The sequence below is a fragment of the Bacillus sp. UNC69MF genome (genome assembly GCF_000746035.1).
GTDB lineage: Bacteria > Bacillota > Bacilli > Bacillales > Bacillaceae > Bacillus > Bacillus velezensis.
On the sequence record NZ_JQKM01000003.1, the window covers coordinates 61,395 to 86,838 of the forward strand.

At 45.3% G+C, this 25,444-nt stretch carries 23 protein-coding genes and 1 riboswitch; of the genes, 15 read left to right on the top strand and 8 right to left on the bottom strand.

The features are described from left to right. Positions 1-2: 2 nt before the first annotated feature. From BR62_RS0100310 to BR62_RS0100320, 3 genes are read left to right on the top strand one after another with little or no spacing between them, the layout of a single operon-like run. Positions 3-2,333 carry a xanthine dehydrogenase family protein molybdopterin-binding subunit gene (locus BR62_RS0100310; RefSeq protein ID WP_032869279.1) on the top strand — a complete coding sequence of 777 codons (2,331 nt, stop codon included), beginning with the start codon at positions 3-5 and terminating at the stop codon, positions 2,331-2,333. After that, positions 2,320-3,162 (top strand): FAD binding domain-containing protein, encoded by an 843-nt coding sequence (locus BR62_RS0100315; protein WP_032869281.1) that lies wholly within the window; start codon positions 2,320-2,322, stop codon positions 3,160-3,162. Before BR62_RS0100310 ends, BR62_RS0100315 begins: the two co-directional genes overlap by 14 nt. Next, complete coding sequence (locus tag BR62_RS0100320) at positions 3,155-3,613, top strand: (2Fe-2S)-binding protein (protein ID WP_032869283.1); 459 nt, start codon at positions 3,155-3,157, stop codon at positions 3,611-3,613. The genes BR62_RS0100315 and BR62_RS0100320 overlap by 8 nt, the downstream gene beginning before the upstream one ends. Before the next feature lie 39 nt (positions 3,614-3,652). Here BR62_RS0100320 and fbp read toward each other — a convergent pair whose 3' ends face one another. After that, positions 3,653-5,578, bottom strand: coding sequence for a fructose-1,6-bisphosphatase (gene fbp, locus BR62_RS0100325; RefSeq protein ID WP_032869285.1), 1,926 nt, complete (start codon positions 5,576-5,578; stop codon positions 3,653-3,655). Between the two features lie 299 nt (positions 5,579-5,877). After that, positions 5,878-5,958, top strand: a riboswitch (glycine riboswitch). Positions 5,959-6,103: 145 nt separating this feature from the next. On the opposite strand from fbp, the gene BR62_RS0100330 reads away from it, so the two are divergent. Both BR62_RS0100330 and BR62_RS0100335 read left to right on the top strand, forming a co-directional pair. Then, complete coding sequence (locus BR62_RS0100330; protein ID WP_032869287.1) at positions 6,104-7,450, top strand: amino acid permease; 1,347 nt, start codon at positions 6,104-6,106, stop codon at positions 7,448-7,450. A 140-nt stretch (positions 7,451-7,590) separates the two neighbouring features. Further along, on the top strand, positions 7,591-8,823 hold the full coding sequence (locus BR62_RS0100335) for a Fic family protein (RefSeq protein WP_015240925.1): 1,233 nt from the start codon (positions 7,591-7,593) through the stop codon (positions 8,821-8,823). A 44-nt stretch (positions 8,824-8,867) separates the two neighbouring features. Here the strand turns inward: BR62_RS0100335 and ahpF are convergent, their stop codons facing one another. Continuing rightward, entirely contained in the window at positions 8,868-10,397 is a 1,530-nt protein-coding gene (gene ahpF / locus BR62_RS0100340; protein WP_007407859.1) for an alkyl hydroperoxide reductase subunit F, read from the bottom strand. A 13-nt stretch (positions 10,398-10,410) separates the two neighbouring features. After that, a complete protein-coding gene (gene ahpC, locus BR62_RS0100345; protein ID WP_004393188.1) occupies positions 10,411-10,974 on the bottom strand; it encodes an alkyl hydroperoxide reductase subunit C in 564 nt (187 codons plus the stop codon). Between the two features lie 574 nt (positions 10,975-11,548). Here ahpC and BR62_RS0100350 point away from each other — a divergent pair. From BR62_RS0100350 to BR62_RS0100360, 3 genes are all read left to right on the top strand, one after another. Further along, complete coding sequence (locus tag BR62_RS0100350; RefSeq protein ID WP_032869289.1) at positions 11,549-12,460, top strand: restriction endonuclease; 912 nt, start codon at positions 11,549-11,551, stop codon at positions 12,458-12,460. A gap of 148 nt (positions 12,461-12,608) precedes the next feature. Next, positions 12,609-13,499, top strand: coding sequence for a M48 family metalloprotease (locus tag BR62_RS0100355; RefSeq protein ID WP_032869291.1), 891 nt, complete (start codon positions 12,609-12,611; stop codon positions 13,497-13,499). A gap of 37 nt (positions 13,500-13,536) precedes the next feature. After that, positions 13,537-14,223 carry a VOC family protein gene (locus BR62_RS0100360; protein WP_032868067.1) on the top strand — a complete coding sequence of 229 codons (687 nt, stop codon included), beginning with the start codon at positions 13,537-13,539 and terminating at the stop codon, positions 14,221-14,223. Between the two features lie 36 nt (positions 14,224-14,259). Here the strand turns inward: BR62_RS0100360 and BR62_RS0100365 are convergent, their stop codons facing one another. The 3 genes from BR62_RS0100365 to BR62_RS0100375 all read right to left on the bottom strand — a co-directional run bounded on the left by BR62_RS0100365 (position 14,260) and on the right by BR62_RS0100375 (position 16,341). Further along, positions 14,260-14,715 (bottom strand): RDD family protein, encoded by a 456-nt coding sequence (locus BR62_RS0100365; protein ID WP_007407857.1) that lies wholly within the window; start codon positions 14,713-14,715, stop codon positions 14,260-14,262. A gap of 69 nt (positions 14,716-14,784) precedes the next feature. Continuing rightward, entirely contained in the window at positions 14,785-15,951 is a 1,167-nt protein-coding gene (locus tag BR62_RS0100370; protein ID WP_007407856.1) for an MFS transporter, read from the bottom strand. A 78-nt stretch (positions 15,952-16,029) separates the two neighbouring features. After that, positions 16,030-16,341: an ArsR/SmtB family transcription factor gene (locus tag BR62_RS0100375; RefSeq protein ID WP_007407855.1), complete on the bottom strand. Its 312-nt coding sequence runs from the start codon at positions 16,339-16,341 to the stop codon at positions 16,030-16,032. Between the two features lie 142 nt (positions 16,342-16,483). Here BR62_RS0100375 and BR62_RS0100380 point away from each other — a divergent pair, with 142 nt between their 5' ends. Together BR62_RS0100380 and BR62_RS0100385 are read left to right on the top strand one after the other, a co-directional pair. Beyond that, positions 16,484-16,903, top strand: a complete 420-nt coding sequence (locus BR62_RS0100380) for a DUF5391 family protein (protein ID WP_007407854.1) — start codon at positions 16,484-16,486, stop codon at positions 16,901-16,903. Between the two features lie 130 nt (positions 16,904-17,033). Then, positions 17,034-18,254 carry an outer membrane protein assembly factor BamB family protein gene (locus tag BR62_RS0100385; RefSeq protein ID WP_096335161.1) on the top strand — a complete coding sequence of 407 codons (1,221 nt, stop codon included), beginning with the start codon at positions 17,034-17,036 and terminating at the stop codon, positions 18,252-18,254. 37 nt (positions 18,255-18,291) lie between these two features. Here the strand turns inward: BR62_RS0100385 and BR62_RS0100390 are convergent, their stop codons facing one another. Then, the gene (locus BR62_RS0100390) at positions 18,292-19,629 is read right to left on the bottom strand and encodes an aldehyde dehydrogenase family protein (RefSeq protein ID WP_032869294.1); all 1,338 of its coding nucleotides are present in this window, start codon (positions 19,627-19,629) and stop codon (positions 18,292-18,294) included. Positions 19,630-19,770: 141 nt separating this feature from the next. Between BR62_RS0100390 and BR62_RS0100395 the strand changes: the two genes are divergently transcribed. The 4 genes from BR62_RS0100395 to BR62_RS0100410 all read left to right on the top strand — a co-directional run bounded on the left by BR62_RS0100395 (position 19,771) and on the right by BR62_RS0100410 (position 24,078). Continuing rightward, on the top strand, positions 19,771-20,928 hold the full coding sequence (locus BR62_RS0100395) for a TetR/AcrR family transcriptional regulator (protein ID WP_007407851.1): 1,158 nt from the start codon (positions 19,771-19,773) through the stop codon (positions 20,926-20,928). Between the two features lie 249 nt (positions 20,929-21,177). After that, positions 21,178-22,227 carry a Delta(5) desaturase DesA gene (locus tag BR62_RS0100400; RefSeq protein WP_007407850.1) on the top strand — a complete coding sequence of 350 codons (1,050 nt, stop codon included), beginning with the start codon at positions 21,178-21,180 and terminating at the stop codon, positions 22,225-22,227. 118 nt (positions 22,228-22,345) lie between these two features. Then, entirely contained in the window at positions 22,346-23,482 is a 1,137-nt protein-coding gene (locus BR62_RS0100405; protein ID WP_032869296.1) for a sensor histidine kinase, read from the top strand. After that, a complete protein-coding gene (locus tag BR62_RS0100410; RefSeq protein WP_007407848.1) occupies positions 23,479-24,078 on the top strand; it encodes a response regulator transcription factor in 600 nt (199 codons plus the stop codon). Before BR62_RS0100405 ends, BR62_RS0100410 begins: the two co-directional genes overlap by 4 nt. Before the next feature lie 56 nt (positions 24,079-24,134). Here the strand turns inward: BR62_RS0100410 and BR62_RS0100415 are convergent, their stop codons facing one another. Beyond that, positions 24,135-24,956: an SDR family oxidoreductase gene (locus BR62_RS0100415; RefSeq protein ID WP_007407847.1), complete on the bottom strand. Its 822-nt coding sequence runs from the start codon at positions 24,954-24,956 to the stop codon at positions 24,135-24,137. A 128-nt stretch (positions 24,957-25,084) separates the two neighbouring features. On the opposite strand from BR62_RS0100415, the gene BR62_RS19795 reads away from it, so the two are divergent. Next, on the top strand, positions 25,085-25,333 hold the full coding sequence (locus BR62_RS19795) for a hypothetical protein (RefSeq protein WP_032869297.1): 249 nt from the start codon (positions 25,085-25,087) through the stop codon (positions 25,331-25,333). The last annotated feature ends 111 nt before the right edge of the window (positions 25,334-25,444 follow it).

Genomic DNA, 25,444 nt, shown 5'->3' on the forward strand with positions numbered 1-25,444 from the left:
AGTTGGAGTATATCGGGAAGAGTGTCATTCGAAAAGAGGCCCTTGAAAAAGTGACGGGTAAAGCGAAATATACGGATGATTTTCAAGAAACAGGCAGATTACACGCAAAAATGCTGGTCAGTCCATATGCTCATGCCGATATTGTGTCTATGGACTTTTCAGAGGCTTGGAAGATTCCCGGCGTGAGAGCGATATTGGGTGATGAACCTTTTCCGCTTGCAGGTGAAGAAATTAAAGACAGATCGCCGATTGCTTATAAAAGGGTCAGATACCATGGTGAGCCGGTTGCTGTTGTTGTAGCGGAAAATCCAATTACAGCTAAAAAGGCAGCGGATGCCATCAAAGTATCCTATAAACCTCTTCCCGTCGTCAATTCCCCCCGTGAGGCCTTTCAAAAGGATGCGCCGCTCGTCCATGAACATGCGGACCGCTATGAGAAGACAAAAGGTGTATTCCCGGTTCCGAAGACAAATATCGCAAACGTGGATAAGGTTAGAAAAGGAAATATTGAAGACGGGTTTAGGGAAAGTGATGTGACAGCAGAATTCCAGATTTCCTTTAACCCTTCTGATCACGCTGCGATGGAAACAAGATGCTCGATTGTTGAAATTCGGGCGGATGAGGAGATTATCATTACCACATCCTCTCAAGCTCCTTTTGCCATTAAAAAATTAATGCAGTGGTATTTTGGAATTGAACCCGGAAAGGTGATCGTCAAAACGCCTTTAGTAGGCGGGGCGTACGGGGGAAAAGCGGCCGTTCAGTTAGAGGTGATTGCCTATTTGGCATCAAAAGCGGTTGGAGGCCGGCCCGTCAAATTGTTTAATACGAGAGAAGAGGATATGATCACATCTCCCGTTCATGTAGGATTGGATGCCATTGTCAAATTAGGGGCTACAAAGGATGGAATCTTAAAGGCGGCGGACATTCAGCTTTTATTTGATGGCGGAGCGTATTCTGATAAAGGAGTGGACATCAGCCGGGCTGCGGTGGTTGATTGTACGGGTCCGTACGCTATCGATCATATACGGTGTGATTCATATTGTATGTATACGAATCATCCATATCCAAGCGCATTCAGGGGCTACAGCCATGCTGAAGTGTTATTTGCCTTTGAGCGGACGATGGATGTATTGGCGGAAAAGCTGAACATGGACCCATTAGAACTCCGCTATAAAAATGCCATTGGCCCCGGTGACACCACACCGACTCAAGTTCTTCTCAATTCAAGCACGGTCGGAAATGTGCCGAAATGCATTGAAAGATTGAAGGAATTAATGAATTGGTCCGAGGGACAGCGAATTGAAATCGATGGCCGGAAGATACGGGCAAAGGGAATCAGCTGCATTTGGAAAACCTCAACATTTGATACAAATGCAACGTCCGGGGTGATTTTAACCTTTAATCCCGATGGAAGCATTAATTTGATGTCAGGGGTAGTGGAAATTGGAACAGGGACAAAAACAGTGTTAGCCCAAATCTTAGCGGAACGAATGAAAATGGATATAAGCAAAATTCACGTAAAAATGCTTATAGATACACAAACAACACCCGAGCATTGGAAAACCGTGGGGAGCAGAGGGACGTTAATGGCCGGAAGAGCCGTACTGAATGCAGCGGAGGAAGCCATTCGAAAGCTGAAAGACGTGGCATCATGTGTATTGCGGGTTCCTGTCGGGGAATTGGAAGTGGCCGACGGAAAGGTTTATTTTATAGATCATCCTTCTGTACATGTTGAAATAAAAGACATTGCTTACGGATATACGTTTCCAAATGGAAATACCATTGGCGGCCAAATCATTGCGAGCGGCAATTACACATTAACCCGAATGACGAATTTAGACCGGGAAACGGGAAGAGGGAAGCCGGGACCCGAGTGGGCTGTCGGTGCTCAGGGAATTGAAGTTGAGTTGGATAAACGGGATTATACGTATCGAATTACAAAAGCCTATTCTGTTGTGGATATAGGAACAGTATTGAATGAAAAAGCTGCAAGGGGTCAAGTGATGGGGGGGATGAGTATGGGAATCGCATTCGGAGGAAGAGAAACCTTTGTATTTGATCCATATGGAAGAGTATTAAATCCTCAGCTTAGAACATACCGCCCCCTTCATTATGGAGAGCAGCCTGAATATATCATTGAATTTGTTGAAACCCCGCATGTGATTGCGCCTTATGGAGCGCGCGGCGGCGGGGAACACGGACTGTTGGGGATGCCGGCAGCATTGGGAAATTGCCTTTCCGCCGCTTTAGGTGTCCAATTGAATCAACTTCCTCTCATTCCCGAACGATTATGGAGAACGCAAGAGGGGTGGAAAGATGATACCGTTTGATTTCGACTATTTTAAACCGAAGACCATTCAAGAAACAACCCGCCTGTTTCACTCGCTTGCGGCCGAAAAGAAAACACCAATGTATTATTCCGGCGGCACGGAAATTATCACGTTAGGAAGGCTGAATATCATCTATACGGATGCGGTGATAGATATGAACGCGCTTCCGGGATTTCAAACCATCCGCTTTTATGAAAATGATTTGGTGATCGGAGCGGGCGTGTCATTAACGAAACTGGAGGAAGAAAATCCATTTCCGCTATTAAGTAAAACAGTCAGTGAAATAGCCGATCGGACGACTCGAAATAAGATCAGCCTGGGCGGAAACATTTGCGGGGGCATCTATTACCGTGAGGCCGTGCTGCCGTTGCTGATTTCTGATAGTTTGATAGGGATTGCAGGGAGAGCGGGGATTCATTACCGTCCCATAAATAAAGTATTTAACAAGGAAATACAATTGCAAAAAGGTGATTTTTTATTTCATGTCGTTGTCGATCGAGCGTACGTTGATCTGCCATTTGTCAGTATCAAAAGAAGACAGCAGTGGAATGTCGGATATCCATTGGTGACAGTCTGTACGCTGAAAAAAGATGATGAGATCAGAATGGCCTTCAGCGGCGTAAGTCCATTTCCGTTTCGTTCTGCTGAAATGGAGGCTGTGCTTAACGATAAAAACCGATCAGCAGAAGAAAGAGTGCGCAGATCTTTACAGTATGTACCCAAACCCGTTCTTGATGACGCGGAAGGCTCAAGTGAATACCGAATATTTGTCTTGCAAAATACAATTTTAGATGCCTTACGGGAATTAGAAGGAGGTCCAAATGTCTGATCCTATTACGTTGAAAGTAAATGGCGAGGAAAGACAGATTACGGTCAGGCCGGCTGATACTTTGTTATTTGCTCTTCGTCTTCGTCTCGGATTAACTGGTGCAAAGCCGGGCTGCTTAAATGGGGATTGCGGCGCCTGTACGGTATTAACGGACGGGGTGCCGATGAAATCTTGCTTAATGCTTGCGGCAGAAGGGGAAGGAAAGGACATTACGACAATTGAAGGACTGATCAATACGCCGATTCAAAAGGCTTTTATTGAAAAATTCGCGTTTCAATGCGGTTATTGCACACCGGGTTTTCTCATGAATTGTCATGCTTTAGTGAATACTGAGCCGAATGCAAGTGATGACACGATAAAAAATTGGCTGGAGTCCAATATTTGCAGATGTACGGGTTATAGGGAGATTGAAGAAGCGGTTAAATCGATTTTACATACAGGGAAACCGTAAAAAAAGAGCCCAGAGAATCATCCCTGAACTCCATATTCTTCACTTCATATACCGATACTCCCGCAGTTTCTCCAAAATCGCCACTTCTTTCATCAGTTCTTCACCGACGTTTGTTTCTTTCACTTTCTTCCGCTCCAGCTCTTTGTCGACTAATCGTTTCACTGTTAAGACGTCGGTTCCGGTGCTCAGCACTTCGGCCTTGGAGTTAAAGTGTTTATGGGCGACGAGCTGCATGCCGTAGGAGTTGTATAAAAGCGTGTAGCCGGCGATGCCTGTTGTGGATTGGTAGGCTTTGGAGAAGCCGCCGTCGATGACGATCATTTTTCCGTTTGCCTTGATCGGATCTTCGCCTTCGATTTCTTTTACCGGTGTATGGCCGTTGATGATATGGCCGTGATCCGGGTTGAGGCCGAATTCCTTCAGGATGTTTCGGCAGGCTGCCTCGTCTTCACGCAAATAGTAATACGGGTTTTTCTTTTCTTTATGCGTTTCCTTCTCTTTAATGAAATACCGCTCAAAGGTTGTCATGGCGCGTTTTCCAAAGAGGGAGGAGTATTCGCCTGTCCATAAGTACCAAGTCATATCTGTCGCCAGATCATCGGTTTCTTCCGGATGGGCAAACGCTTCCCGTAAGAACCGTTCAAAAACATCTAGCAGCTCACGGCCCGCATAAGCTTTATCCTCTATCATCATCGTTTCCATGCTGCCGTTTTCATCGACGGGAATACAGCCGTGAATCAGCAGGTTGCCGTTATATTTTAAATAAAGGCTGCCTTTTTTCATCATAAAATTCATATGGCGGCCCAGTTTTTCGGAGTTCTGAACAGAGAACAGCAGCTTGTCCATGACTTCTGCTTCTTCCTCTAACAGCTCGTCAGGCTGTTTGGGATTCACCGTCGCAAAGCAGGTGTTTTCCAGTTGATATGTTTTTCCGTTCAGCGTGATTTCATTGCGGTCATAATCGATCTTTTCCAGTAACAGCCGTTCCTCCATATTAAAGTTCGGCCGTCTCTTAATAATCGGGCTCTCAAGCTTAAATTGGATCATCGCAATCGCCTGATGAATTTTTGTGATTTGTTTAATCTCATCTTCCGGTCTGTTTTCGTCCGCTTTCGGGCGGAAAGACGGGTTATCATCGTAATATTTTTCAGCAAGGTTCAATAGCGGTCTCAGATTGATGCCGTAAACGTCTTCAATAATATCCAGATTGTCATAGCGGGCACAGATGCGGATAATGTTTGCCAGGCATACTTTTGAGCCGGAATAAGCGCCTATCCAGAGAACATCATGATTCCCCCATTGAATATCCACTGAATGATAGTTGATCAGTTCTTCCATGATCTTATCCGGCTGCGGTCCGCGGTCGTAAATATCGCCGACAACATGCAGATGGTCGACCACCAAACGCTGCGTGCTGTAGGCAAGGCCGGTGATCAGCTGATCGGCCTGGCCGAGCGCAATGATCTGTTCTATGATTTCGGAGTAGTATTGTTCCTTGTTGGCGGCTTGTTCTGTTTTGTACAGCAGCTCTTCAGAAATATAAGCAAATTGGGCGGGCAGCGCTTTGCGCAATTTGGAGCGGGTGTACTTGGAAGAACAATAAGAAACGAGCTTAATCATCCGGTGAATCGTTTCTTTATACCACTCGTTTAATGCCTCTTTCGTATCAAAGTCATGTTTGATCAGCTGCAGTTTGTCCTCAGGATAATAGACTAAAGCCGTCAGTTCATCAATTTCTCTATCGTAAATGACGCCGCTGAAAATATCGCGGATCTTCTCTTTTACCCTTCCTGAACCGTTCCGCAGCACGTGCTGGAATGCCTGATACTCCCCGTGCAGATCACTGACGAAATGCTCGGTTCCTTTCGGCAGGTTCAGTATCGCTTTCAGATTAATGATTTCCGTGACCACTTTTTCTTCACAATCGTATTTTTGTGCGAGCAGATCTAAATATTTCGTTTCCAATCTCGTCCATCCCCTTTTTATTTACGAGCAATTGTATGATAAAGTGAATTTAAAGTATGACATAATGTTTAAATGATTAGACCTTATATGATAGTACCGCATAACGCCTTTTTGAGACAATGAAAACGGAAAATACGGCGCTTCAGGCATCAAAAATTGGACCGGGATAACGCCGTGCAGCTCATCCCTCTATTGACAATGCATTCAAGTTCCATTAAAATAAAAAGTTAGCTGATAGGTATTTCTATCAGAAACTCAATACGTAGCAGGCTATGATTGCTGTGGGTCGAACTACAGCAGGAGCGGCTTCTGGAGAGACCGCGGGTTTTCCGCGGCGCCGAAGGGTTCACAATCTCAGGCAAAAGGACAGAAGAGTACCGAATATGTATTTGTCATGCTGTTGATTGTCAGCGGCGCAGATATAATTTGATATTCTTATGACCATGAGATTGGAGGGCATCCAATCTCTTTTTTTATTGGCTTTTTTTGCTCGTCGTTCACTAGAGAGGTAAGGAGGAGTCAGATGTGGAGCAGCGAGAGCTAAAGAGGGACTTATCGAATCGGCACGTGCAGCTGATCGCCATTGGCGGCACGATCGGCACCGGATTGTTTTTAGGGTCTGGTAAGGCGATTCAGCTGGCGGGTCCTTCTATCATCTTTGCGTATTTTATTGTAGGTATTGCGCTTTTTTTCGTCATGCGGGCGCTGGGAGAACTGCTGTTATCTAAAGCGGGCTACCAATCATTAACGGATATTGCCGAGGCGTATTTAGGGCCGCGTGCAGCGTTTGTCACCGGCTGGACCTACTGGTTTTGCTGGATGATGACGGCTATGGCGGATGTGATCGCCGTCGGTGTGTATGTGAAATATTGGTTTGATATTCCGCAGTGGATTCCGGCACTTATCTGTTTGCTCATTTTATTAGGGCTTAATCTGTTAACGGTTAAGATTTTTGGAGAATTGGAGTTTTGGTTCGCCTTAATTAAGGTAGTCACGATTCTCGCGTTAATTGTCATCGGTGTGGTTCTGCTGGTGATTGGGTTCAAAACGCATACCGGAACGGTCTCAGCGGCGAATCTGTGGGAGCACGGCGGCTTGTTTCCGAACGGATTTTCAGGCTTTTTGCTTTCGTTCCAGATGGTGATCTTCGCCTATGTCGGTGTGGAATTAGTGGGTGTGTCGGCGGCGGAAACGTCAAACCCGAAAAAAAATATTCCGTCCGCTATCAATAAAATTCCATTGCGGATTTTATTTTTCTACGTCGGGGCATTGCTCATTCTTTTATGTATTAATCCGTGGATGCAGCTGAATGCGGCGGAAAGTCCTTTTGTAAAGACCTTCAGTCTGGTCGGCATTCCGTTAGCCGCGGGAATCATTAATTTTGTCGTATTAACGTCTGCCGCTTCTGCTTGTAACAGCGGGATGTTTTCAACAAGCCGGATTTTGTATAACTTAAGCAAAACGAAACAAGCGCCTGCAAGTTTTGCGAAGCTGAATAAAAATCATGTGCCGAGCCGCGCATTATGGATATCGGTTATTGTGCTGTCAGCTGGCGCTCTTTTAAGCAAATTGATACCGGAAGCGGCCTTTGGCATCGTGACCACCATCAGCGCGATTTGTTTCATTTGGGTGTGGGGCGTGATTCTGGTCTGTCATATCAGATACAGGAAAACCCGTCCGGACTTACATGCAAGCTCGTCTTTCAAGGCGCCGTTTGCGCCGTTTATCAATTACGCCGTGCTGACGCTGTTTGCCGTCATTCTGGTGATTATGCTGTTTGCGGATGCAACGCGCCCGGCTTTGCTGCTGACGCCACTGTGGTTTATTGTATTATTTCTTATCTATCGGGCGAGAGGGAGAAAGACAGATTGAATTGCTTCAGACGGTGTACTGCCATGCAGTATGCCGTTTTTTGTTTTGATTGGAAAGCGAGAATATTTGTTAGAAATCAGGCTATAATGATTGTATAATTTAAAAAAAGTGTGTAATTTTAAATTAAGCGAGGTGATAATATGAAGTATGAGAAGTTATCTAAGCTTTTTTATAAAATGGATGCTGATTCATATGAGAAAGAATTTAAAAAGAGAACAAGCAGCTATGGCAGTTATTCAACATCATTAAACATACGGGGGTTCCGAAAAGGCCGACCCACGGAAGATTCATTTGAGCTATTTTATGTGAATACACATAAACTCATGAAGCTGAATAATGAAGTGTTGTTAAACAGTTCCAAAATTTCATCCCTTATCAGTCAGCTCCCTGAATTTGCTGTCAAACCTTATTTTGATAAATTAATTATTAATGAAGCACAGAGTAATAATGAAATTGAAGGAATCCGCAGTACAAAAAAAGAATTGAAAGAGGCTCTTAAAGCGTTAGAACAATCCGAGCCCTCACATAAGCGGTTTGTCGGATTGATGAAAACATATCAATTTATAGACCGAATTCCGTCGTTTACAAGCATTCATGACTTTAGGGAATTATATGACGAGCTGGTCGCAGATGAAATCGGAACAGAAGATGCGCCGGATGGTGAGCTATTCAGAAAAGGCTATGTTGAAGTGAACGATGGGAACATGACCACCCATATCGGCGTTAATTCTGAACAGAAGATAACAGAAGCGCTTGAGGCTTTAATTGCTTATCTTCATGATGAAACACATCCCCAGCTGTATCGTTACATGACAGCTCATTACTACTATGAATACATTCATCCTTTTTATGACGGCAATGGAAGAACAGGACGCCTTATCGTTGGGAGTTATTTGTCCCGATACTTAGAAAAATATTCAGCCATCACTTTTTCTTACGCAGTTAATAAGAACAAAGATAAGTATTATAAGGCATTAGAGGAAATTCCCGCACCTTTAAACCGGGGAGAGCTGACTTTTTATTTAATGGATATGCTGGAATTGCTTCTGTCAGGACAAAAAGGAATTATTGAGGATCTTGAATTTAATTTAATGAAACTGAAACGAATTAGGAACTATATTGATAGCGATCAATGGGCTGATTATAAAGATGAACGTGATATTTTTAATATCATTATCACGATTAATGTATTTGTAAATGATCAGGTTACGCTGTCGGTGCAAGATTTAATGGAGCTCTCAAATAAATCGAGACATAAAATTAACAGAGTAATGGATTATTTAGAACAGCAAGGATTTGTTGAGCTGGTAAGCAGAAGGCCAAAATCTTATAAAATCAGCGAGGATTGTTTAGAGGAAATACTGCCTTCTTAATTAGTATATTTAAAAAAGCCGCCATTCATATGGCGGCTTTCACATTAATTCCGGATCAAATAATCAAATGCGCCTAAAGCGGCAGTTGCACCTGATCCCATGGAGATAATGATTTGGTTGTACGGGCCGTCTGTGCAGTCCCCTGCGGCGAATAGGCCGGGAATGCTTGTCGCGCCGCTCTTATCGACGATGATTTCGCCGATGCGGTTGCGTTCGACCGTTTCGTCTAACCATTCTGTATTAGGCACGAGGCCGATTTGGACGAATACACCTTGGAGTTCAACGTGTTTTTCTTCGCCTGTTTCACGGTCAACGAACGTAATACCGTTTACGTTTTGGTCGCCTGTGATTTCTTTCGTTTGTGCATTTTTGTGCACAGTGACGTTTGGCAGGCTGTAAAGACGTTTTTGCAGGACTTCGTCTGCTTTCAGTTCAGGCGCGAATTCCAGCACAGTCACGTGATTGACGATACCTGCAAGGTCAATCGCCGCTTCGATTCCGGAGTTTCCGCCGCCGATAACGGCTACGTCTTTGCCTTCAAACAATGGTCCGTCACAGTGCGGGCAGTAAGCGACACCTTTGTTTTTGAACTCTTGCTCACCAGGTACGTTGACATTGCGCCAGCGGGCACCTGTTGAAAGGATCACTGTTTTACTTTTCAGTACAGCGCCGTTTTCAAGTTCAAGTTCGAAGAGGTCTTTTTTCTCAAGGCGTTTCGCGCGCTGAAGGTTCATGACGTCAATATCATAATCTTTCACGTGCTCTTCAAGGCTTGCAGCGAGCTTCGGTCCTTCAGTCGCTTTGACGCTGATGAAGTTTTCGATGCTCATGGTGTCGAGTACCTGGCCGCCGAAGCGTTCAGCGACGACACCGGTGCGGATGCCTTTACGCGCCGTGTAGATCGCCGCGCTTGCGCCGGCAGGTCCGCCGCCGACAACAAGAACGTCAAACGGCTCTTTGTCGGCAAACTCAGACGCATCTGCGCCGCTGCCCATTTTTGCGAGAATCTCTTCGATGGTCATACGGCCGCTTCCGAAAGATTCACCGTTTAAGAATACAGTCGGAACAGCCATAATGTTTTTGCTTTCCACTTCTTCTTTGAATGCCGCGCCGTCAATCATTGTATGAGTGATATTCGGGTTGAGCACGCTCATCATGTTTAATGCTTGGACGACATCAGGGCAGTTGTGGCACGTCAGGCTGATATAAGACTCAAAGCGGTATTCTCCGCTAATGTTCTTAATCTGGTCAATGACCTTTTGATCAGCCTTAGGCGCTCTGCCGCTGACTTGAAGCAATGCCAGCACTAATGATGTAAATTCGTGGCCGAGAGGAACACCGGCGAATGTAACGCCTGTGTCTTCTCCGGTACGATTAACGCTGAAGCTCGGTGTTCTGTTTAATTCAGTTTTTTCAACTGAAATTTTAGATGACATGGAAGCCAGCTCGTCAACGAGAGCCAGCATGTCCTTAGAAGTGTCATCGTCACCGGCGCTTACTTTGAGAACAATGTCGTTCTCAATTAGCTGCATGTATTGATTTAATTGTGCTTTGATATTTGCATCAAGTACCAATGGAATGCACTCCTTAGATTTTACCTACCAAATCAAGGCTAGGTGTAAGTGTTTCGCCGCCTTCTTCCCATTTAGCCGGGCAGACTTCACCTGGGTTTTGACGAACATATTGAGCTGCTTTTACTTTGTTTACAAGGTTGCTTGCGTCACGGCCGATACCGCCTGCATTGATTTCAACTGTTTGGATGACGCCATCAGGATCGATGATGAATGTTCCGCGGTCAGCAAGACCAGTTTCTTCGTCAAGAACGTCGAAGTTGCGGGAGATCGTTTGAGATGGGTCACCGATCATTGCGTAAGTGATTTTGCCGATTTTTTCAGAGCTGTCATGCCAGCCTTTGTGTACGAAGTGAGTATCTGTAGAAACAGAGTATACTTCAACACCTAATTCTTTCAGTGCAGCGTATTGTCCTTGAAGATCTTCAAGTTCAGTCGGGCAAACGAAAGAGAAATCCGCTGGGTAGAAGCAGAAAACGCTCCATTGACCTTTCAAATCTTCGTTTGTTACATCGATGAATTCACCGTTTTTGAAAGCTTTTGCTTCGAATGGCAGTACTTCTTTTCCGATTAAAGACATAATATCTTCCTCCTGAAATGTGATTTGAAATATATTAAAAAGACAAAGCATTCACTTTATCTTTCAATAATAATTCTAATTATATATAGATTATTAAATAACATTTATTTTTTGTCAAGCTATATGGGGTATTATTTTCTGCTTTTTTTGCTTTAGACATTTAAAAACGCCTGGTTTAAGCGGTTTGGCGCTGTTTGTCATGATTAGCGCCGGGCGAAAGGGGGATTCTCAATTGGTGCAGAATAATATCAAGAATCCACCCTCTATATGGTAGTATAAACCAAAGAGGGGACGGTCATGCAAATAAAGTAACTTTGTTCAGGAACACTTTTATGAACGGGTGTTAGGTTTTTTAAAAAAATGATCAGTCCGGTGTTCAGAATTTAAAGATATATATTTGTTTTGAACTTATTCAATTATGGATAGCGGATGTTCTTATATTAGCTTTACCTCATATATCATCATGAGATTTAAGTGTGAAATGAAGATGGTTTTACGCAGGGGTGTTAGGAACGCAAAAATAATATAAATATCAAGCCAGTTTTAACAAAGACGTTAAATAGGAGTGTAGAAGTTGACCATACCAGGATATCAAGAATTTATGTACCCTTTTTTAAAAATTCTTTCAGATAAAAAGGAGCACAGATTACAAGACTTATACGTGAAATTAGCAGAAGAGTTAAACCTGTCAGAGGAAGATGCAGAAAAATTATTACCCAGCGGAAACCAAAAAGTACTTCATAATCGAATCGGTTGGGTAAGAACATATTTAAGTAAAGCCGGTTTAATCGACATTGTTAGACGGGGTGTTTTTCAGATCACCAGCGAAGGCTTAGAAATAATTAATGACCCGAGTGTCGCCAGTATAGATAATAGATTTCTAATGAAGTATAAGAGTTTTCAGAGATTCAAGCAGACGGATAAAGACAGCAATCAACAGGAAAGTGAGCCGTCGATTACTTCAGAGCCCAGAACTCCCAATGAAATTATTGAACAGAATTATAATGCTGTTAAAAATGAGATTAAAGAAGAGTTACTGAACCAAATATACAAATGTTCTCCTGCCTTTTTTGAAAAACTAGTCGTAGAATTGCTTGTTGCTCTTGGATATGGCGGTTCATTAACAGATGCAGGCACGGCTATAGGGAGATCTGGAGATGGCGGCATAGATGGAGTTATCAAAGAAGACATTTTAGGGCTGGATATGATTTATCTTCAAGCCAAGAGGTGGAAAGATTCTGTTTCAAGGCCGGAAATACAAAAATTTGCGGGCAGCCTGGATGGGAAAAAAGCGAAAAAGGGTGTGTTTATTACTACATCTGTATTTACTGATGGCGCAAAAGAATATGTTAAAGTGATCGATAAAAAAATTATATTAATTGATGGAGAGAGGCTAACGGATTTAATGTTCAACTATAATGTCGGCGTTAGTTTAGAGAATACTTTTGTTATCAAGAGAGTTGACCTGGATTATTTTGAAGAGTGATTAAAAAGAGGTGCTGTTAAAAACAGCACCTCTTTTTCGGAAAAAAATGGATGATCATCTTTACAATGCTATTTTCGAAACCGATAATAAAAAGACAGTTTAAGTAGTGGTAAACCATTCAAACATAATAAAAAAAGGGTGATCAAAAATGGAAGTTAGAAAAACAAAGTTCAATTATTTATACATTGTTTGGTCCGGGCTGACAGTTTTGATTTCTATTATGATCTTCAGAAAATTATTTCCTTTGGCGCTTTTTCCAACGGTTCTTCTTTTTTTATCCGTTTACGGATTGTTGTTCTTTATGAATTATGGACTTTTTGGAGACTGGAGAAATAGAATAAGGGCTGGGTTAAGGCGCCCGGCAACCATTGGAGAAAAGGAGTACCTTGAAAGGTTAAACGATGAAGTTTTTGTAAGCGTACAAAGACATTATCCTCATGTGAAAAAAGCGGATCTTTTTTTAATAGATGATGAGGGTATTAATGCATTTGCACTGGGGTTTAAAACGATAGGATTGACTTCGGCGGCTATGAGAAATTTAAGTGATGGTGAGCTAAAAGCGGTACTGGCCCATGAGTATGCGCATCTTGCTTTTAAAGACACATTACACCTTGTGATGTTTAATTCCAGTTTTACTATTTTGAGTATCGCACTGTTGCCGCTGTATGTGATGGGATTCTTTATATGTTTTATTCTGGGGTGTATTGAAGGGCTTCTGAACGGCGGATCAAATCCTTCTGTGTCTGGGGGATTATTAAACATATTCTTCAGGCTGGTCGGATGGTGTTACATAACGTACTGCCGTTTGGGGTTTTATTTTGTGAATATCGGAAGCAGAGATTTTGAATATCGGGCAGATGAAGTAGCTGCGAAAGCGGGTTTCGGAGATGAGCTGTTAGAATTTTTCTATCGGATTGAACGTGAAAATATTGACGTTAGAAAAGGTTTTATCGCTATATTAGCTTCCACTCACCCCTATACCGCTTACCGAATTGAGAATATTGAAACATTTTTGAACGGAGTCAGACAAGAATATTGATATATTCATTGTCTTTATAACCAAAGGGGGTATGATCATGCAAATAAATAACATTACTTTGTACAGTTGTGCGTTGGAGGAGACGAAACACTTCTATGAACGGGTGTTAGGTTTTCCTTTAATTGATGAGTCCGGTGATTCGTTTACCATCAAGGCGGGAGAAAGTGAGTTGGAATTCAGGCGCGCCGATTCTCACTCTCATCCGACGTATCATTTCGCGTTTAACATTCCGAATAATCGTTTTGATGAGGCGAAGGCGTGGATGAAGGATAAAGTCGTTTTTCAAACGGAAGATGGGGAGGATGAGGTGTATTTCTCTCATATTCAGGCGCGTTCCTTTTATTTCAAAGATCCGTCCAACAATCTGGCGGAATTCATCGCGAGAGAAACATCGCCGCCAAGCGCGGAACATTTTTCGATTGAGTCCGTTCTGAATATCGGCGAGGTGAATCTGACGGCTGCCGAAGTCGTATCAACCGGGAGGGAGCTGCAGCGTTTCGGCATTCCGGTGAGAAAGCATGCGCCTCTTAGGGAAAATGGGTTTCATTTTATGGGTGATTACAATGATGGGGCGTTTTTGCTTTTAGGGCCGAGCGGCCGCCGCTGGATTTTTTCTGATCAGCATGCGGAGTTCCATCCGCTGTCTGTTATTGTGAACGGGACGATCCGCATTGAGGCTGACGGAAAGGGCGGCATTGACATCAGGCGGGCACAGCCGTCATAAAAAAGCCCGGGCTCAAAAGGCCCGGACTTGGGGACATTATTTATAGACAACACGGGTGCTGCACATGATGTCGTGCAGCGTTTTTTTCTCTCCGAAGGCGCCCATGATGAATCCGATATAAAGAATGAGCTTAGATATGATATATGCGAAAGCGCGTCCGAAGGCCTGGCCGATGGAAATCCGTCCGCCATCCTCATTGACGACCTTAAGGCCGAGCAATGCTTTTCCCAGTGTCCCCTGCATCTTTGAGGTCGTGAGCAGGCTGAAATATAAGATACTGATCACAAAAGAGCTCACAAGAATCGGGATGACGCCGAACACCAGAAAAGAGATGTTAAACTGATTTTCGGTCATGAAGGGGTCAGCCGCCGCAACGCCTGCCGCAAATAAAAAAGAGACCATAAATTGAATGATAAAAATCGGAATTCCTATGATGATTTGATCAATGACGTAAGCCAGAAACCGAATCCAAAATCCTGCCGGTCTTTCCATGTATCTTTTTCTCTCCCTTGCTTTAATCTGGAATATTATACGTAATCATTCCGGATTTTGCAACGGAGCTTAAGCTTCTGCGAGCAGCCTCTTTCCCAATGCCAAGCGTCCCATGATCAGCCCGAAAGCCAGAAGGGCAAACATGATGCCGCACCACATCAGCTGATGGATTCCCAAATGTGAAATAAACCAGCCGCCCGCCGCCGTTCCGATGGTGATGCCGAGGTTGGAAAAAGAGACAAACAGGCTGTTGCCGAATTCGGGCGCCTCCTTTGCTTCCGCAGTAAGCCATGTCTGGCTGACAATGAGACCGCCGGAATGAACGGCGCCCCATACGAAGACGAGGGCGGCCATCGGCGCGAAAGACGTCCCAAACCCGTATATGAGCAAGTAGGCGGCTGTATAAAGAAGCGGAAACAGGATGACGGTCTTTTTCATATTTTTATATAACAAAGCGCCGAAGACGAAATTACCGGCTATCATAATCACTCCGAAGCTCATCAGCATAAAGCTGACCCATGTGCCGTTCATATGGGACACTCGTCCGAGGTACTCCGCAAAATAGCTGTAGACAGAAAACATGGCCGCAAAGAGACAGGTGACGGCAGCGATATTGAGCCACAAAGCCGGTTTGCGAAGGATGCCGAGCTGACTTCTGAAAGACATTTTTTCTGTGACCGGCATGGATGGCAAAAAGAGAAGAATGCCCGTGAATGCGATGAGACTGATGATAGCGCCGAATAAGAAGGCGGCTTCAAGGGAGAGACGCTCCGCCAGATAAGACGTGAAAGGCACGCCGAACGCAAAGCCGGCGGTGATGCCTGAAAAGACTTTCGTTACGGCTTTTCCGGATTGGCCGGCGGGGACAAGCCGGGCCGCGGCCGCAAGCGCTACAGAAAAGAACACCGGGTGGCATAAAGCCGGAATGATCCGAAACGCCAGCATGACACTGAAATGCGCCGTATACGCGTAGACCGCATTTGAAACGGCAAACATCAGCACCGCCAAAAGCAGAATGACTTTCCGGTTTATGCCTGAAGCAAGCAAGGTCAAAAACGGTCCCGACACAGCGACGATGAACGCGAAAATACTGACAAGCCACCCCGCTTTTGAAGCAGAAATATGAAATCTGTCCGCCACTTGCGGAAGAACCCCGATAATGCCCATCTCGGTCGTAATAATCCCGAAAACCCCTAATGCCAAAAATAGAATGAAGACGGAACTGCTTTTTTTCATTGTTATGTATGCCTCCTTTTATAACTACATATACAGAAAAATAGATATGTTATAACAAAAAAATCCCTCCTTTCATGGTTATAGCTGGTGCTGAACATAGTCAGCAAAGGCTTTAATTTGTTTTTCATTCCTTCTGTAATAGGTCCACTTTCCGATTCGTTCGGATTCCAGCAGGCCGGCTTTTTGCATCGTCAGCAGGTAGCTGGAGATGACGGACTGCGCAAGCCCCGACTTTGCCTGAATATCACCGACGCAAATTCCGGTGCGGAAACTGAGTCCCTGATCAAGATAAGGTCTTTCATCAAAATGGTCTTCCGGGTGTTTAAGCCACGTCATAATATCACTTCGTGTTTTGTTAGATAGCGCTTTATGAATCAATATCGGTTCCATAACGTTTATTATATCTATTTTTCTGGATTTGTAAATTCGTTTTTAACAAAACATTCTCAAAGTAACTAAATATCGTGCTAAAATATAACATATTATCAGATTACCGGTAAAAAAGCCGGGTTATTGTCAGGAGGATATTCACATGAATCAAAAGAAAAAAGGTGCGGTTGCGATGACCTTGCTTTCCGCTCTGCTGTTTTGTTTATTGCCGGTCATCGGCTCGCTTTCTCCGTTTGCAGAAACGGGGCCGAACGCGAATCGTTTTAATTCCGCGGGCATGTGGGCCGCCGTCGGTCAGATCCTTTTTATATATGCGGTCCCGCTCATTATGTATATTCTCGGTGTTCGTGTCATGAAAATCATCATGGCCGTTTTTTGCGGAATCGGGCTTCTCATTTGCGCGGCTGTCTTTTTGGTAACGTTATTGGTCGTAACTTCTTTGGAACAGGAGCTGTCTCTTTATTACGGCCTTCTCGTTTGGTCAGGCGCGGCTTTTATCGTCAATGTGGTGTGGTATATTGCCGCGTTTCGATCATCCCCGAAGCATCAGCAGGCTATGTGACATTTGTTCTATAAATCTGCCGAAAATACAAATATTTCATAGGTTAATTATGGTATGATCGAAGTGATATAGCAGCTTTTAATAGAAACGGGAGGAACTGACATTGAAAAAAAAGACAGCTTCATTGCGAATGAAAACATTGGCGGCCGGCGCTGCGGTTGCTGCGGCTTTATCTGTGGGAGCGGTTTCTGATCTGCCGGGGGCAAAATGGCTGCATCCGGCGGCTGCTCAAGCTGCGGAAACGGTATTTAAACAAAATCATGCGGCATCCGGTTTCTTGGCGGGACGGTATGACGCGCAGGCGATGTCTCCGACGATGTTCAACTGGTCAAGAGAAAGCCGGTTTACAAGCACTGCCGATGGCGCGTTAAAATGGGAAAAGAATGTTCCGGCCAATCCTCAAAACGGTGCGGGAGCCGCGGTTGACAGGGACGGCACCGTATTTATTCAATCAAAAGACGGGAAGCTGACGGCGTATCATCCGGACGGTACTGTGAAATGGGTGACGGAAAACCTCGGGACGACCTATACGCTGACTCCGGTGCTCGGAACAAACGGTGTCATTTATCTTCCTTCTCACGATAAAAAACTATATTTCATCGACAAAGAAACCGGAAACATTTTAACATCGGTTCCGCTGAGCGGAGCGCCTAGTTCCGATGCGGCTATCGGCTCTGACGGCACGCTGTATGTGTCGACGCTGGATAACTATATCTATGCGATTAAACCGACGTCGCCTTCGACATGGACGCAAAAGTGGAAGTTTAAAACAAACGGCGTGGTCGGTTCCGCTCCCGTGTTAGCATCAAACGGAACGCTGTATACGGCAACGTACAATAATATCTTTTACGCGATCAATTCCGGAACGGGCCAAGTGAAATGGTCAAAAACGACGTCCAACGGGTTTAAAGGTTATCCGGTTATTGATAGAGACGGCACCGTTTACGCCGGAAACCAGGACGGCAACTTATACGCCTATACATCAACGGGTGCTGTAAAGTGGACGTTCCCGTTAAACGGTTTCTCCAGCTCTTCATTAGCGATCGACCATAACGGCAATGTGTATATCGGTTCCGGAAGCGGCGAGCTGTTTTCCATCAGCAAAACCGGCAATATGAACTGGTCTTTCTATACGGACGGGCCTGTGAGAACGGCGCCGCTGATTGATGCGGACGGCAATGTGTACTTCGGTTCTGACGATAAAAATGTCTATGCGGTTGACGCTGACGGTAATGAAAAATGGCGCTATCAAACAGACAGCAATGTCATTTCCTCCCCGGTTCTGGCTGAAGACGGCACGCTCTATGTCGGCACTTATACGAAACTGCTCGCATTCGGGGCAAAAAAATAATAAAAAAGAATCCGCGTCATCTGCGCGGATTCTTTTTTTATTTAGAGGCTTGAATAAATACGCCTTTTTCATGAGAAAATTCTTTAAAGCCGTACACACCGTGATATGAACCGATCCCGCTCGTATTGACACCGCCGAACGGAAGGTTGACGTCAGTGAAATGAACGACGACATCATTGACAGAAGCATTGCCGGATGTCGTATGCTGCAGCACATAATCGATCAGCTCCTGATTATGGCTGAATACATACAAGGCAAGCGGCTTGTCCCGTTCAGTGATGTAATCAACGGCTTCACTGATATCTTCGTAATTCATAATCGGCAGAATCGGTGCGAAGATTTCTTCCTGCATGATCTTCATATCAGGCGTGACGTTTGTCAGTACGGTCGGAGAAATCGTGCGGTCATGCGCATCGAATACGCCGCCGAACGCCGTTTTCGCCCCTTTTTCAATGGCGTCATCATACAGGGCTTTGACACGGTTAAAGTTGCGGTCGTTGACAATCTGCGTGAATTTGTTGCGGTCAACCGTATGATCATCCTCCATAAAACCTGCATTGACAATGGTTTGCAGGAGATCTGTAAAGGTGCTCTGCACTTCTTTCTTCATAAGGAGATAGTCAGGTGCGATACATGTTTGCCCCGCATTGACAAATTTGCCGACGGCGATTTTTTTCGCCGCGTCCATCAAATCATAGTCGCTGTCGATGATCGTCGGGCTTTTTCCGCCAAGCTCAAGCGTGACGGACGACAAGTGCTTCGCTGCTGCCGTCATGACGATTTTACCGACATTCGTGCTTCCGGTGAAGAAAATGTGGTCAAACGGCTGGTCGAGCAGTTCTGTGGCGACATCGACCTCACCTTCAAAAATGGCGACTTCTTCTTCGTGAAATGCCTCGCGAATAACTGTCGCGGCGATATGGCTCGTCTCCATTGTAAAATCGGACAGCTTCACAATCGCGCTGTTGCCGGCCGCAATGGCAGCTGCAAGCGGAGCCATCGTCAGCATAAACGGATAATTCCACGGGCCGAGAATTAAGGTAAGGCCTTTTGGCTCGTACATTAATACGCCGTCAGCGTCGGGACTGACGGATGAGCCGACGCGTTTCGGCGCCATCCAGGTGTCGAGATTGTTCATATTATGTTTAATCGCCTTAATCGTTCCCTGCGTTTCCGCTCTTTTTACCTCATGATAAGGCTTGCGGACGTCCCGTCTGATCGCCTCGATGATTTCTTCTTCATGTGCGGTGACGGCATCTAAAAAGCGCTGAAGCTTTTCTCTGCGCTGCCCGGCTGTTGAAGCACGCAGCGTTTTTTGATTTTTTTTCTGAAGCTCAAAGACGCGTTTGATGTCTGCTTTTATATGCTGATCCATCGGTCTTCCTCCTCTGGTTGCTTTTTTGTTTCTTCAGGGCCTATTATAATGTGGTGTGTTTTTGCGGCAAAGACAGCGTAAACACATCTATACGTTACCGTACAAATTGCGGTGATCTGTCTAATGAAAGGAGTGTCTCTTATGCCGGATTCTGTGACAACTGACATCAAACAAGCGCTTTTGGCCATGCTTGGAGAGCGGGATATCCGCCGTGTGACCATGAAGGACATCGCCGAACGGGCGCGTGTGAGCCGGGGGACACTGTACCTTTATTACGAAGATAAATATGCGATTTTAGAGGATATAGAGGAAGAAATGAAAGACGGGCTGAGCGAAGCGCTGTATGATTCACTGAAGAATAAAGATGTGCTTCATTTACATGGCGGATGGCAAAAAGTGCATCCGACCCTGTCTTTTGTTGACCGGCATCGGGTGTTTTTCCAAACGATGATGGATCGCAATAAAATGCCCTATTTTCACTTTCATGCTTTTTTAAAAGATGTGTTCCGGCATGATGTGCTGCTGTCACCGGTCAATTCGGATTTCTCACCGACTGAACAGGATATGTACATTCATTACCGCGCTTTATACACGTATGCCATTGTGTTGTACTGGCTGAATGAGGAGCCCGGGGCATCCCCGGAAGCGATCAGCGGACAGGTGTGGGATTTGATTTCTCAAAAACGGTTTTACTGGCTGTTCGGCCGCCGGGTGCCGGAACAAGAAGAAAAAAAGCCCGCCGACCGCCGGGTGACAAGGACGAGGCAGGCCTTGCAAGAAGCCATGATCGGCTTAATGGCGGAAAAAAAAGAGTACGCGGCAATCACGATTTCCGATATTGCCCGTCAAAGCAACCTCCGCCGTGCCACTTTTTATGACCATTACGCCAACAAAGAAGCATTGCTGAAAACGATCATCCATCAATCATGCCGGGATCTGATCGGATTATTGACGGTAAAAGGAGAGCCTGCCGACTGTTCCATGGAAGAAGCGGAATCCGCGCTCGTCGGTCTCTTTTCGGCGCTGTCGGACGGCCTGCCGCTCGTTCATTTTCTGAGAGAGGGTTCGGGAGTGCCTGACGTCATCCCGGAAATGTTCAGAGCGCTGCAATCGTTTTATCTTCATCAGCCCCTGCACATTCAGGCGGGCAAAAAACTCTATGCATATTATGTCGCGTCCATGCTCGCCGGTTTGATTCAATATCGTCTTCATGAAGGAAAAGACCACGCGCCGGATATGCTGGCCCGGGAGTTTCTGCAGTTTTTGGATGTAAAGAAGTATCGGGTGATTTTGCTGTGAGGATGATGAAAAAGAACTCAGCCGAAAACAGGCCGGGTTCTTTTTTGCTGTTTTCTCTTTGAGAAGCGCCGATATGAAGTGTCCGGCTTTATCCCTTATAAAAAAGATACCTTCCATATGACGCCTGATCAGCATTCTGCCGCCAAACATGACAAATGTCATATTCGGGGCATGATGGCTGCTACTACAAAAGCGTCTGGCGCCCCGTTATACTTGGGATCATAATGAAAAAGAAGGGACATGACATTCATGACCAATCACACCGCAACTCAAAAACAAGCATCTTTAAAAAAGCAGGTTGCCGCATTTTCCGGTGCCGATACAAAGCATAGTGTCAATCAGCTTTTCAACACGTTTGTGCCGTTTTTTGCCCTTTGGTTTCTTGCTTACTTCAGCCTCAATGTCTCCTATCTTCTGACCCTCGCTTTTACTGTTATAGCAGCGGGATTTTTGACAAGAATCTTTATTATTTTCCACGACTGCTGCCATCAATCCTTTTTCAAACAAAAGAAGCTGAACCGGCTGTTCGGGTTTATTTCAGGTGTACTGACACTGTTTCCGTTCCTTCAATGGCAGCGCAGCCACTCCATTCATCATGCGACGAGCAGCAACTTAGATAAACGGGGCACCGGCGATATTTGGATGATGACCGTCAAGGAATACAACGAAGCGTCAGCTTGGACAAAAGTACGCTACAGACTTTATCGCAATCCGTTTATTATGTTTATTCTCGGCCCGATTTACGTATTTCTGATTAAAAACCGTTTCAATGTAAAAGGCGCCCGCCGCAAGGAGCGCTGGAACACCTATTTCACGAACGCGGCGATTGTCTTATTGGCTGCTGCGACGTGCCTGCTTGTCGGCTGGGAAAACTTTTTGCTTGTTCAGGGTCCGATTTTCCTTATTTCGGGGTCAATCGGCGTCTGGCTCTTTTATGTTCAGCACACGTTTGAGGATTCTTATTTTGAAGCCGATGAGCATTGGGATTATGTGCAGGCCGCGGTAGAAGGAAGCTCCTTTTACAAGCTTCCGAAGCTTTTGCAATGGCTGACAGGCAATATCGGCTACCATCATGTTCACCACTTAAGCCCGAAAGTGCCGAACTACAAGCTGGAAGCCGCTCATGAGGGGCACGAGCCTTTAAAAAACGTGCCGACCATTACGCTTAAAACAAGTCTTGAATCCATGAAATTCCGTCTGTGGGATGAGGACGAAAAGCAATTTGTCACCTTTCGGGAGGCGCGGAAAAAACCGGCGCCCCATCCGGTGCCGAAAGAACCTTTGAAGAAAAATGCCTGATATGGCGCGCGGCTCTTTCTCTTATCAGAAAGGGCCTTCTCTTCATGCGTGAGGATGCAATGAAGGCGGTGTTTTGATAAAGTGATGGTAGACACAAGCAGCAGAAGGTGGAATAAGGATGAAGAAATATTTTAAATTTCAAAAACTGAACGGGATTTCTCCTTATATATGGATGATTTTTTTCATCTTGCCTTTTTATTTTATTTTTAAAAGCTCTTCTACCTTTGTCATCGTGGCCGGCATCATTTTCACACTTGTTTTCTTTGGCGCATACCGCTTCGCATTTGTTGCAAAAGGCTGGCCGCTTTACTTATGGGCGCTTCTTCTGATCGGCATTTCGACCGGCTCAGTTATGCTGTTCAGCTATATTTACTTCGCCTTCTTTATCGCCTACTTCATCGGCCATATCCGAGACAAAGTTCCTTTTTACATCTTATATTACATTCATATCATCAGTGCGGCGGTTGCCGTCAACTTCAGCCTTGTTCTGAAAAAAGAGTGGTTTTTGACACAAATACCGTTTATCGTCATTACATTGATCAGTGCCATCCTGCTCCCGCTCAGCATTCGAAGCAGAAAGGCACGGGAGCGCCTTGAAGAGAAATTAGAATATGCAAATGAGCGAATCGCCGATCTTGTGAAGCTGGAAGAAAGGCAGCGAATCGCCCGGGACCTTCACGATACACTTGGACAAAAGCTCTCCTTAATCGGACTGAAAAGCGACCTCGCCCGAAAGCTGATTTACAAGGACCCCGAACAGGCCCGCACTGAGCTGAAAAGCGTGCAGCAGACGGCCCGCACCTCCTTAAATGAGGTCAGAAAAATCGTTTCATCGATGAAAGGCATCCGATTGAAGGATGAGCTCGGCAATGTTCGGCAAATTCTTGAAGCGGCAGGAATTGAATTTGTGTATGAAGAAAAAGAAGCGCCAAAACATATCTCTCTGCTGAACGAAAACATCGTCAGCATGTGCATAAAAGAAGCCGTCACCAATGTCGTGAAGCACAGCGGCGCCAAAGTATGCCGCATCACCATTCAGCAGCTTTGGAAAGAGGTTGTCATTACGGTGGAAGATGACGGCAGCTTTCAATGCAAAGAAGATCGCTTTTTTTCAAAGGGGCACGGCCTGCTTGGAATGAGGGAACGTCTTGAATTCGCAAACGGCAGTTTAGCCATCGATACAGCCGCCGGAACAAAGCTGACCATGAGAATCCCGAATGATTCAAAATCAAAAGAAAAGGATGGTAGCAGATGATCAACATCTTCATTGCCGAGGATCAGCAAATGCTGCTCGGCGCACTCGGTTCACTGTTGAATTTAGAAGAGGATATGACGGTTGTCGGCAAAGGCACAAGCGGCCAGGATGCCATCGATTTCGTGGAAAAACATGCGCCCGACATCTGTCTGATGGATATCGAAATGCCCGGGAAATCAGGTCTTGAAGCGGCAGAAGAACTCAAGGACAGCGGTGTGAAAATCATCATTTTGACGACCTTTGCCCGCTCCGGCTATTTTCAGCGGGCGCTAAAAGCAGGCGTCAGCGGGTACATGCTCAAGGACAGCCCGAGCGATGAGCTCGTCAGCGCCATCCGCAGCGTCATGAAAGGAAGACGCGTCTACGCCCCTGAATTAATGGAGGACATCTATAGTGAAGAAAACCCGCTGACCGAACGGGAAAAAGAGGTGCTCGAGCTTGTCGCAGACGGGAAAAACACGAAAGAAATCGCAAACGCCCTCAGCATCAAAAGCGGCACAGTCCGCAATTACGTTTCGATGATCCTGGATAAATTAGAAGTGAAAAATCGAATTGAAGCCATTACCCGATCAAAAGAAAAGGGCTGGTTTAAGTAACCCGCCCTCAGCTTGTTCAGCCAGTGTTTTTGCACTGGCTTGTTTCTTTTTCGCCGTCACTCCGTCTCTTCCTTCCACTTCTTATCAATCAGCATTTTTCCCGGCCAAGTGTATGCCATGATGCCGCCGTCTGCGGTGATGTCTTCTCCCGTGACGTAAGAGCTGTCGTCTGAAGCGAGGAAGAGCGCGACGGCTGCCATTTCTTCCGGTTTTCCGAGCCGGCCGAGCGGCGTGATCCATTTGTTGGCTTCACGGAACGCTTCGCCCATTTCGTCTTCTGTCGTGCCTGCCAATTTATCAATGAGCGGCGTTTCAATCGTCCCCGGCGATAAGGAATTGACGCGGATTCCGCTTCTGGCGTAATCAATGGCCATCGCTCTCGTCAGGTTCGTGATTCCGCCTTTTGCGGCGTTATAGCCTGAGCGGTCAAGGTCTGCGGCCCGGCCGGACATGGAGGAGGTGTTGATGATGGAGCCTCCTTTTTCGAGCATGAGCGGAATCAGGTATTTGCTGCAAAGAAATGTGCCGCGCAGATCGACGGCGATGATCCGGTCAAACAGGTCGACCGGGTATTCATGGACTTTTCCGCCCTCTTGGTCAACACCAGCATTGTTAAACAGAATATCAATTGTTCCGTACTTTTGCTGAATGCCATCCGCAAAAGACTTTACGTTTTCTTCGTCTGATACATCAAGGTGAAAGGCTTCTGCTTCTCCGCCGTTTTTTCTGATGGCGCTGACGGTTTCATTCAGTTCGCTTTCATTGATGTCACCGCAGATCACGCGGGCGCCTTCATCGGCGAAAACCCGTGCCGTCGCTTGTCCGATGCCTGTCGCGGCCCCTGTGATGATTGCGGTTTTGTCTGTTAATCTTCCCATATTGCGATTCCTCCTTTTTTTATATCTGTTCCCGCTGAATAGGGGGATAAACATACGGAGGTCTGTTTCTAAATACCTATTAAATATGTTAATATTATGTATATACATCATTGGGAGGTTTACATATTTTGAAGATACAGCATAAGAAGGAGATAGCGTTTTATTGTTATGCCATTGTTCCTATGGGATTTGTGATTTACACCGTTATCTCTATTCTATTTCAGGACATCACATTTCCTCTCACTGTAAGAAATGTTCTTCATGAGTCTTTGCGAAACTTGGGATCTCTTATCTTATTTAGTTTGTTTTTCTACCCGTCATACATATGGATGAAGAAGGAATTCGGCAGCCGGAAAGAAGCAGAGAGGAGAGGATGATCAACATTCTCTCTTTTTTATTGATAAAATGGGTGAAATGAATCCATTAACATGTTAAATTTACAATATATGCATCTGCTAATCCTAGTTGACAATTGTCACTGTATATGA

Coding starts and splice junctions, on each gene's coding strand:
- BR62_RS0100315 (WP_032869281.1), top strand. CDS start 2,320: ATGATACCGTTTGATTTCGACTATTTTAAACCGAAGACCATTCAAGAA.
- BR62_RS0100320 (WP_032869283.1), top strand. CDS start 3,155: ATGTCTGATCCTATTACGTTGAAAGTAAATGGCGAGGAAAGACAGATT.
- BR62_RS0100335 (WP_015240925.1), top strand. CDS start 7,591: ATGAAGTATGAGAAGTTATCTAAGCTTTTTTATAAAATGGATGCTGAT.
- ahpC (WP_004393188.1), bottom strand. CDS start 10,974: ATGTCTTTAATCGGAAAAGAAGTACTGCCATTCGAAGCAAAAGCTTTC.
- BR62_RS0100355 (WP_032869291.1), top strand. CDS start 12,609: ATGGAAGTTAGAAAAACAAAGTTCAATTATTTATACATTGTTTGGTCC.
- BR62_RS0100360 (WP_032868067.1), top strand. CDS start 13,537: ATGCAAATAAATAACATTACTTTGTACAGTTGTGCGTTGGAGGAGACG.
- BR62_RS0100365 (WP_007407857.1), bottom strand. CDS start 14,715: ATGGAAAGACCGGCAGGATTTTGGATTCGGTTTCTGGCTTACGTCATT.
- BR62_RS0100370 (WP_007407856.1), bottom strand. CDS start 15,951: ATGAAAAAAAGCAGTTCCGTCTTCATTCTATTTTTGGCATTAGGGGTT.
- BR62_RS0100375 (WP_007407855.1), bottom strand. CDS start 16,341: ATGGAACCGATATTGATTCATAAAGCGCTATCTAACAAAACACGAAGT.
- BR62_RS0100380 (WP_007407854.1), top strand. CDS start 16,484: ATGAATCAAAAGAAAAAAGGTGCGGTTGCGATGACCTTGCTTTCCGCT.
- BR62_RS0100385 (WP_096335161.1), top strand. CDS start 17,034: ATGAAAACATTGGCGGCCGGCGCTGCGGTTGCTGCGGCTTTATCTGTG.
- BR62_RS0100390 (WP_032869294.1), bottom strand. CDS start 19,629: ATGGATCAGCATATAAAAGCAGACATCAAACGCGTCTTTGAGCTTCAG.
- BR62_RS0100395 (WP_007407851.1), top strand. CDS start 19,771: ATGCCGGATTCTGTGACAACTGACATCAAACAAGCGCTTTTGGCCATG.
- BR62_RS0100400 (WP_007407850.1), top strand. CDS start 21,178: ATGACCAATCACACCGCAACTCAAAAACAAGCATCTTTAAAAAAGCAG.
- BR62_RS0100405 (WP_032869296.1), top strand. CDS start 22,346: ATGAAGAAATATTTTAAATTTCAAAAACTGAACGGGATTTCTCCTTAT.
- BR62_RS0100410 (WP_007407848.1), top strand. CDS start 23,479: ATGATCAACATCTTCATTGCCGAGGATCAGCAAATGCTGCTCGGCGCA.
- BR62_RS0100415 (WP_007407847.1), bottom strand. CDS start 24,956: ATGGGAAGATTAACAGACAAAACCGCAATCATCACAGGGGCCGCGACA.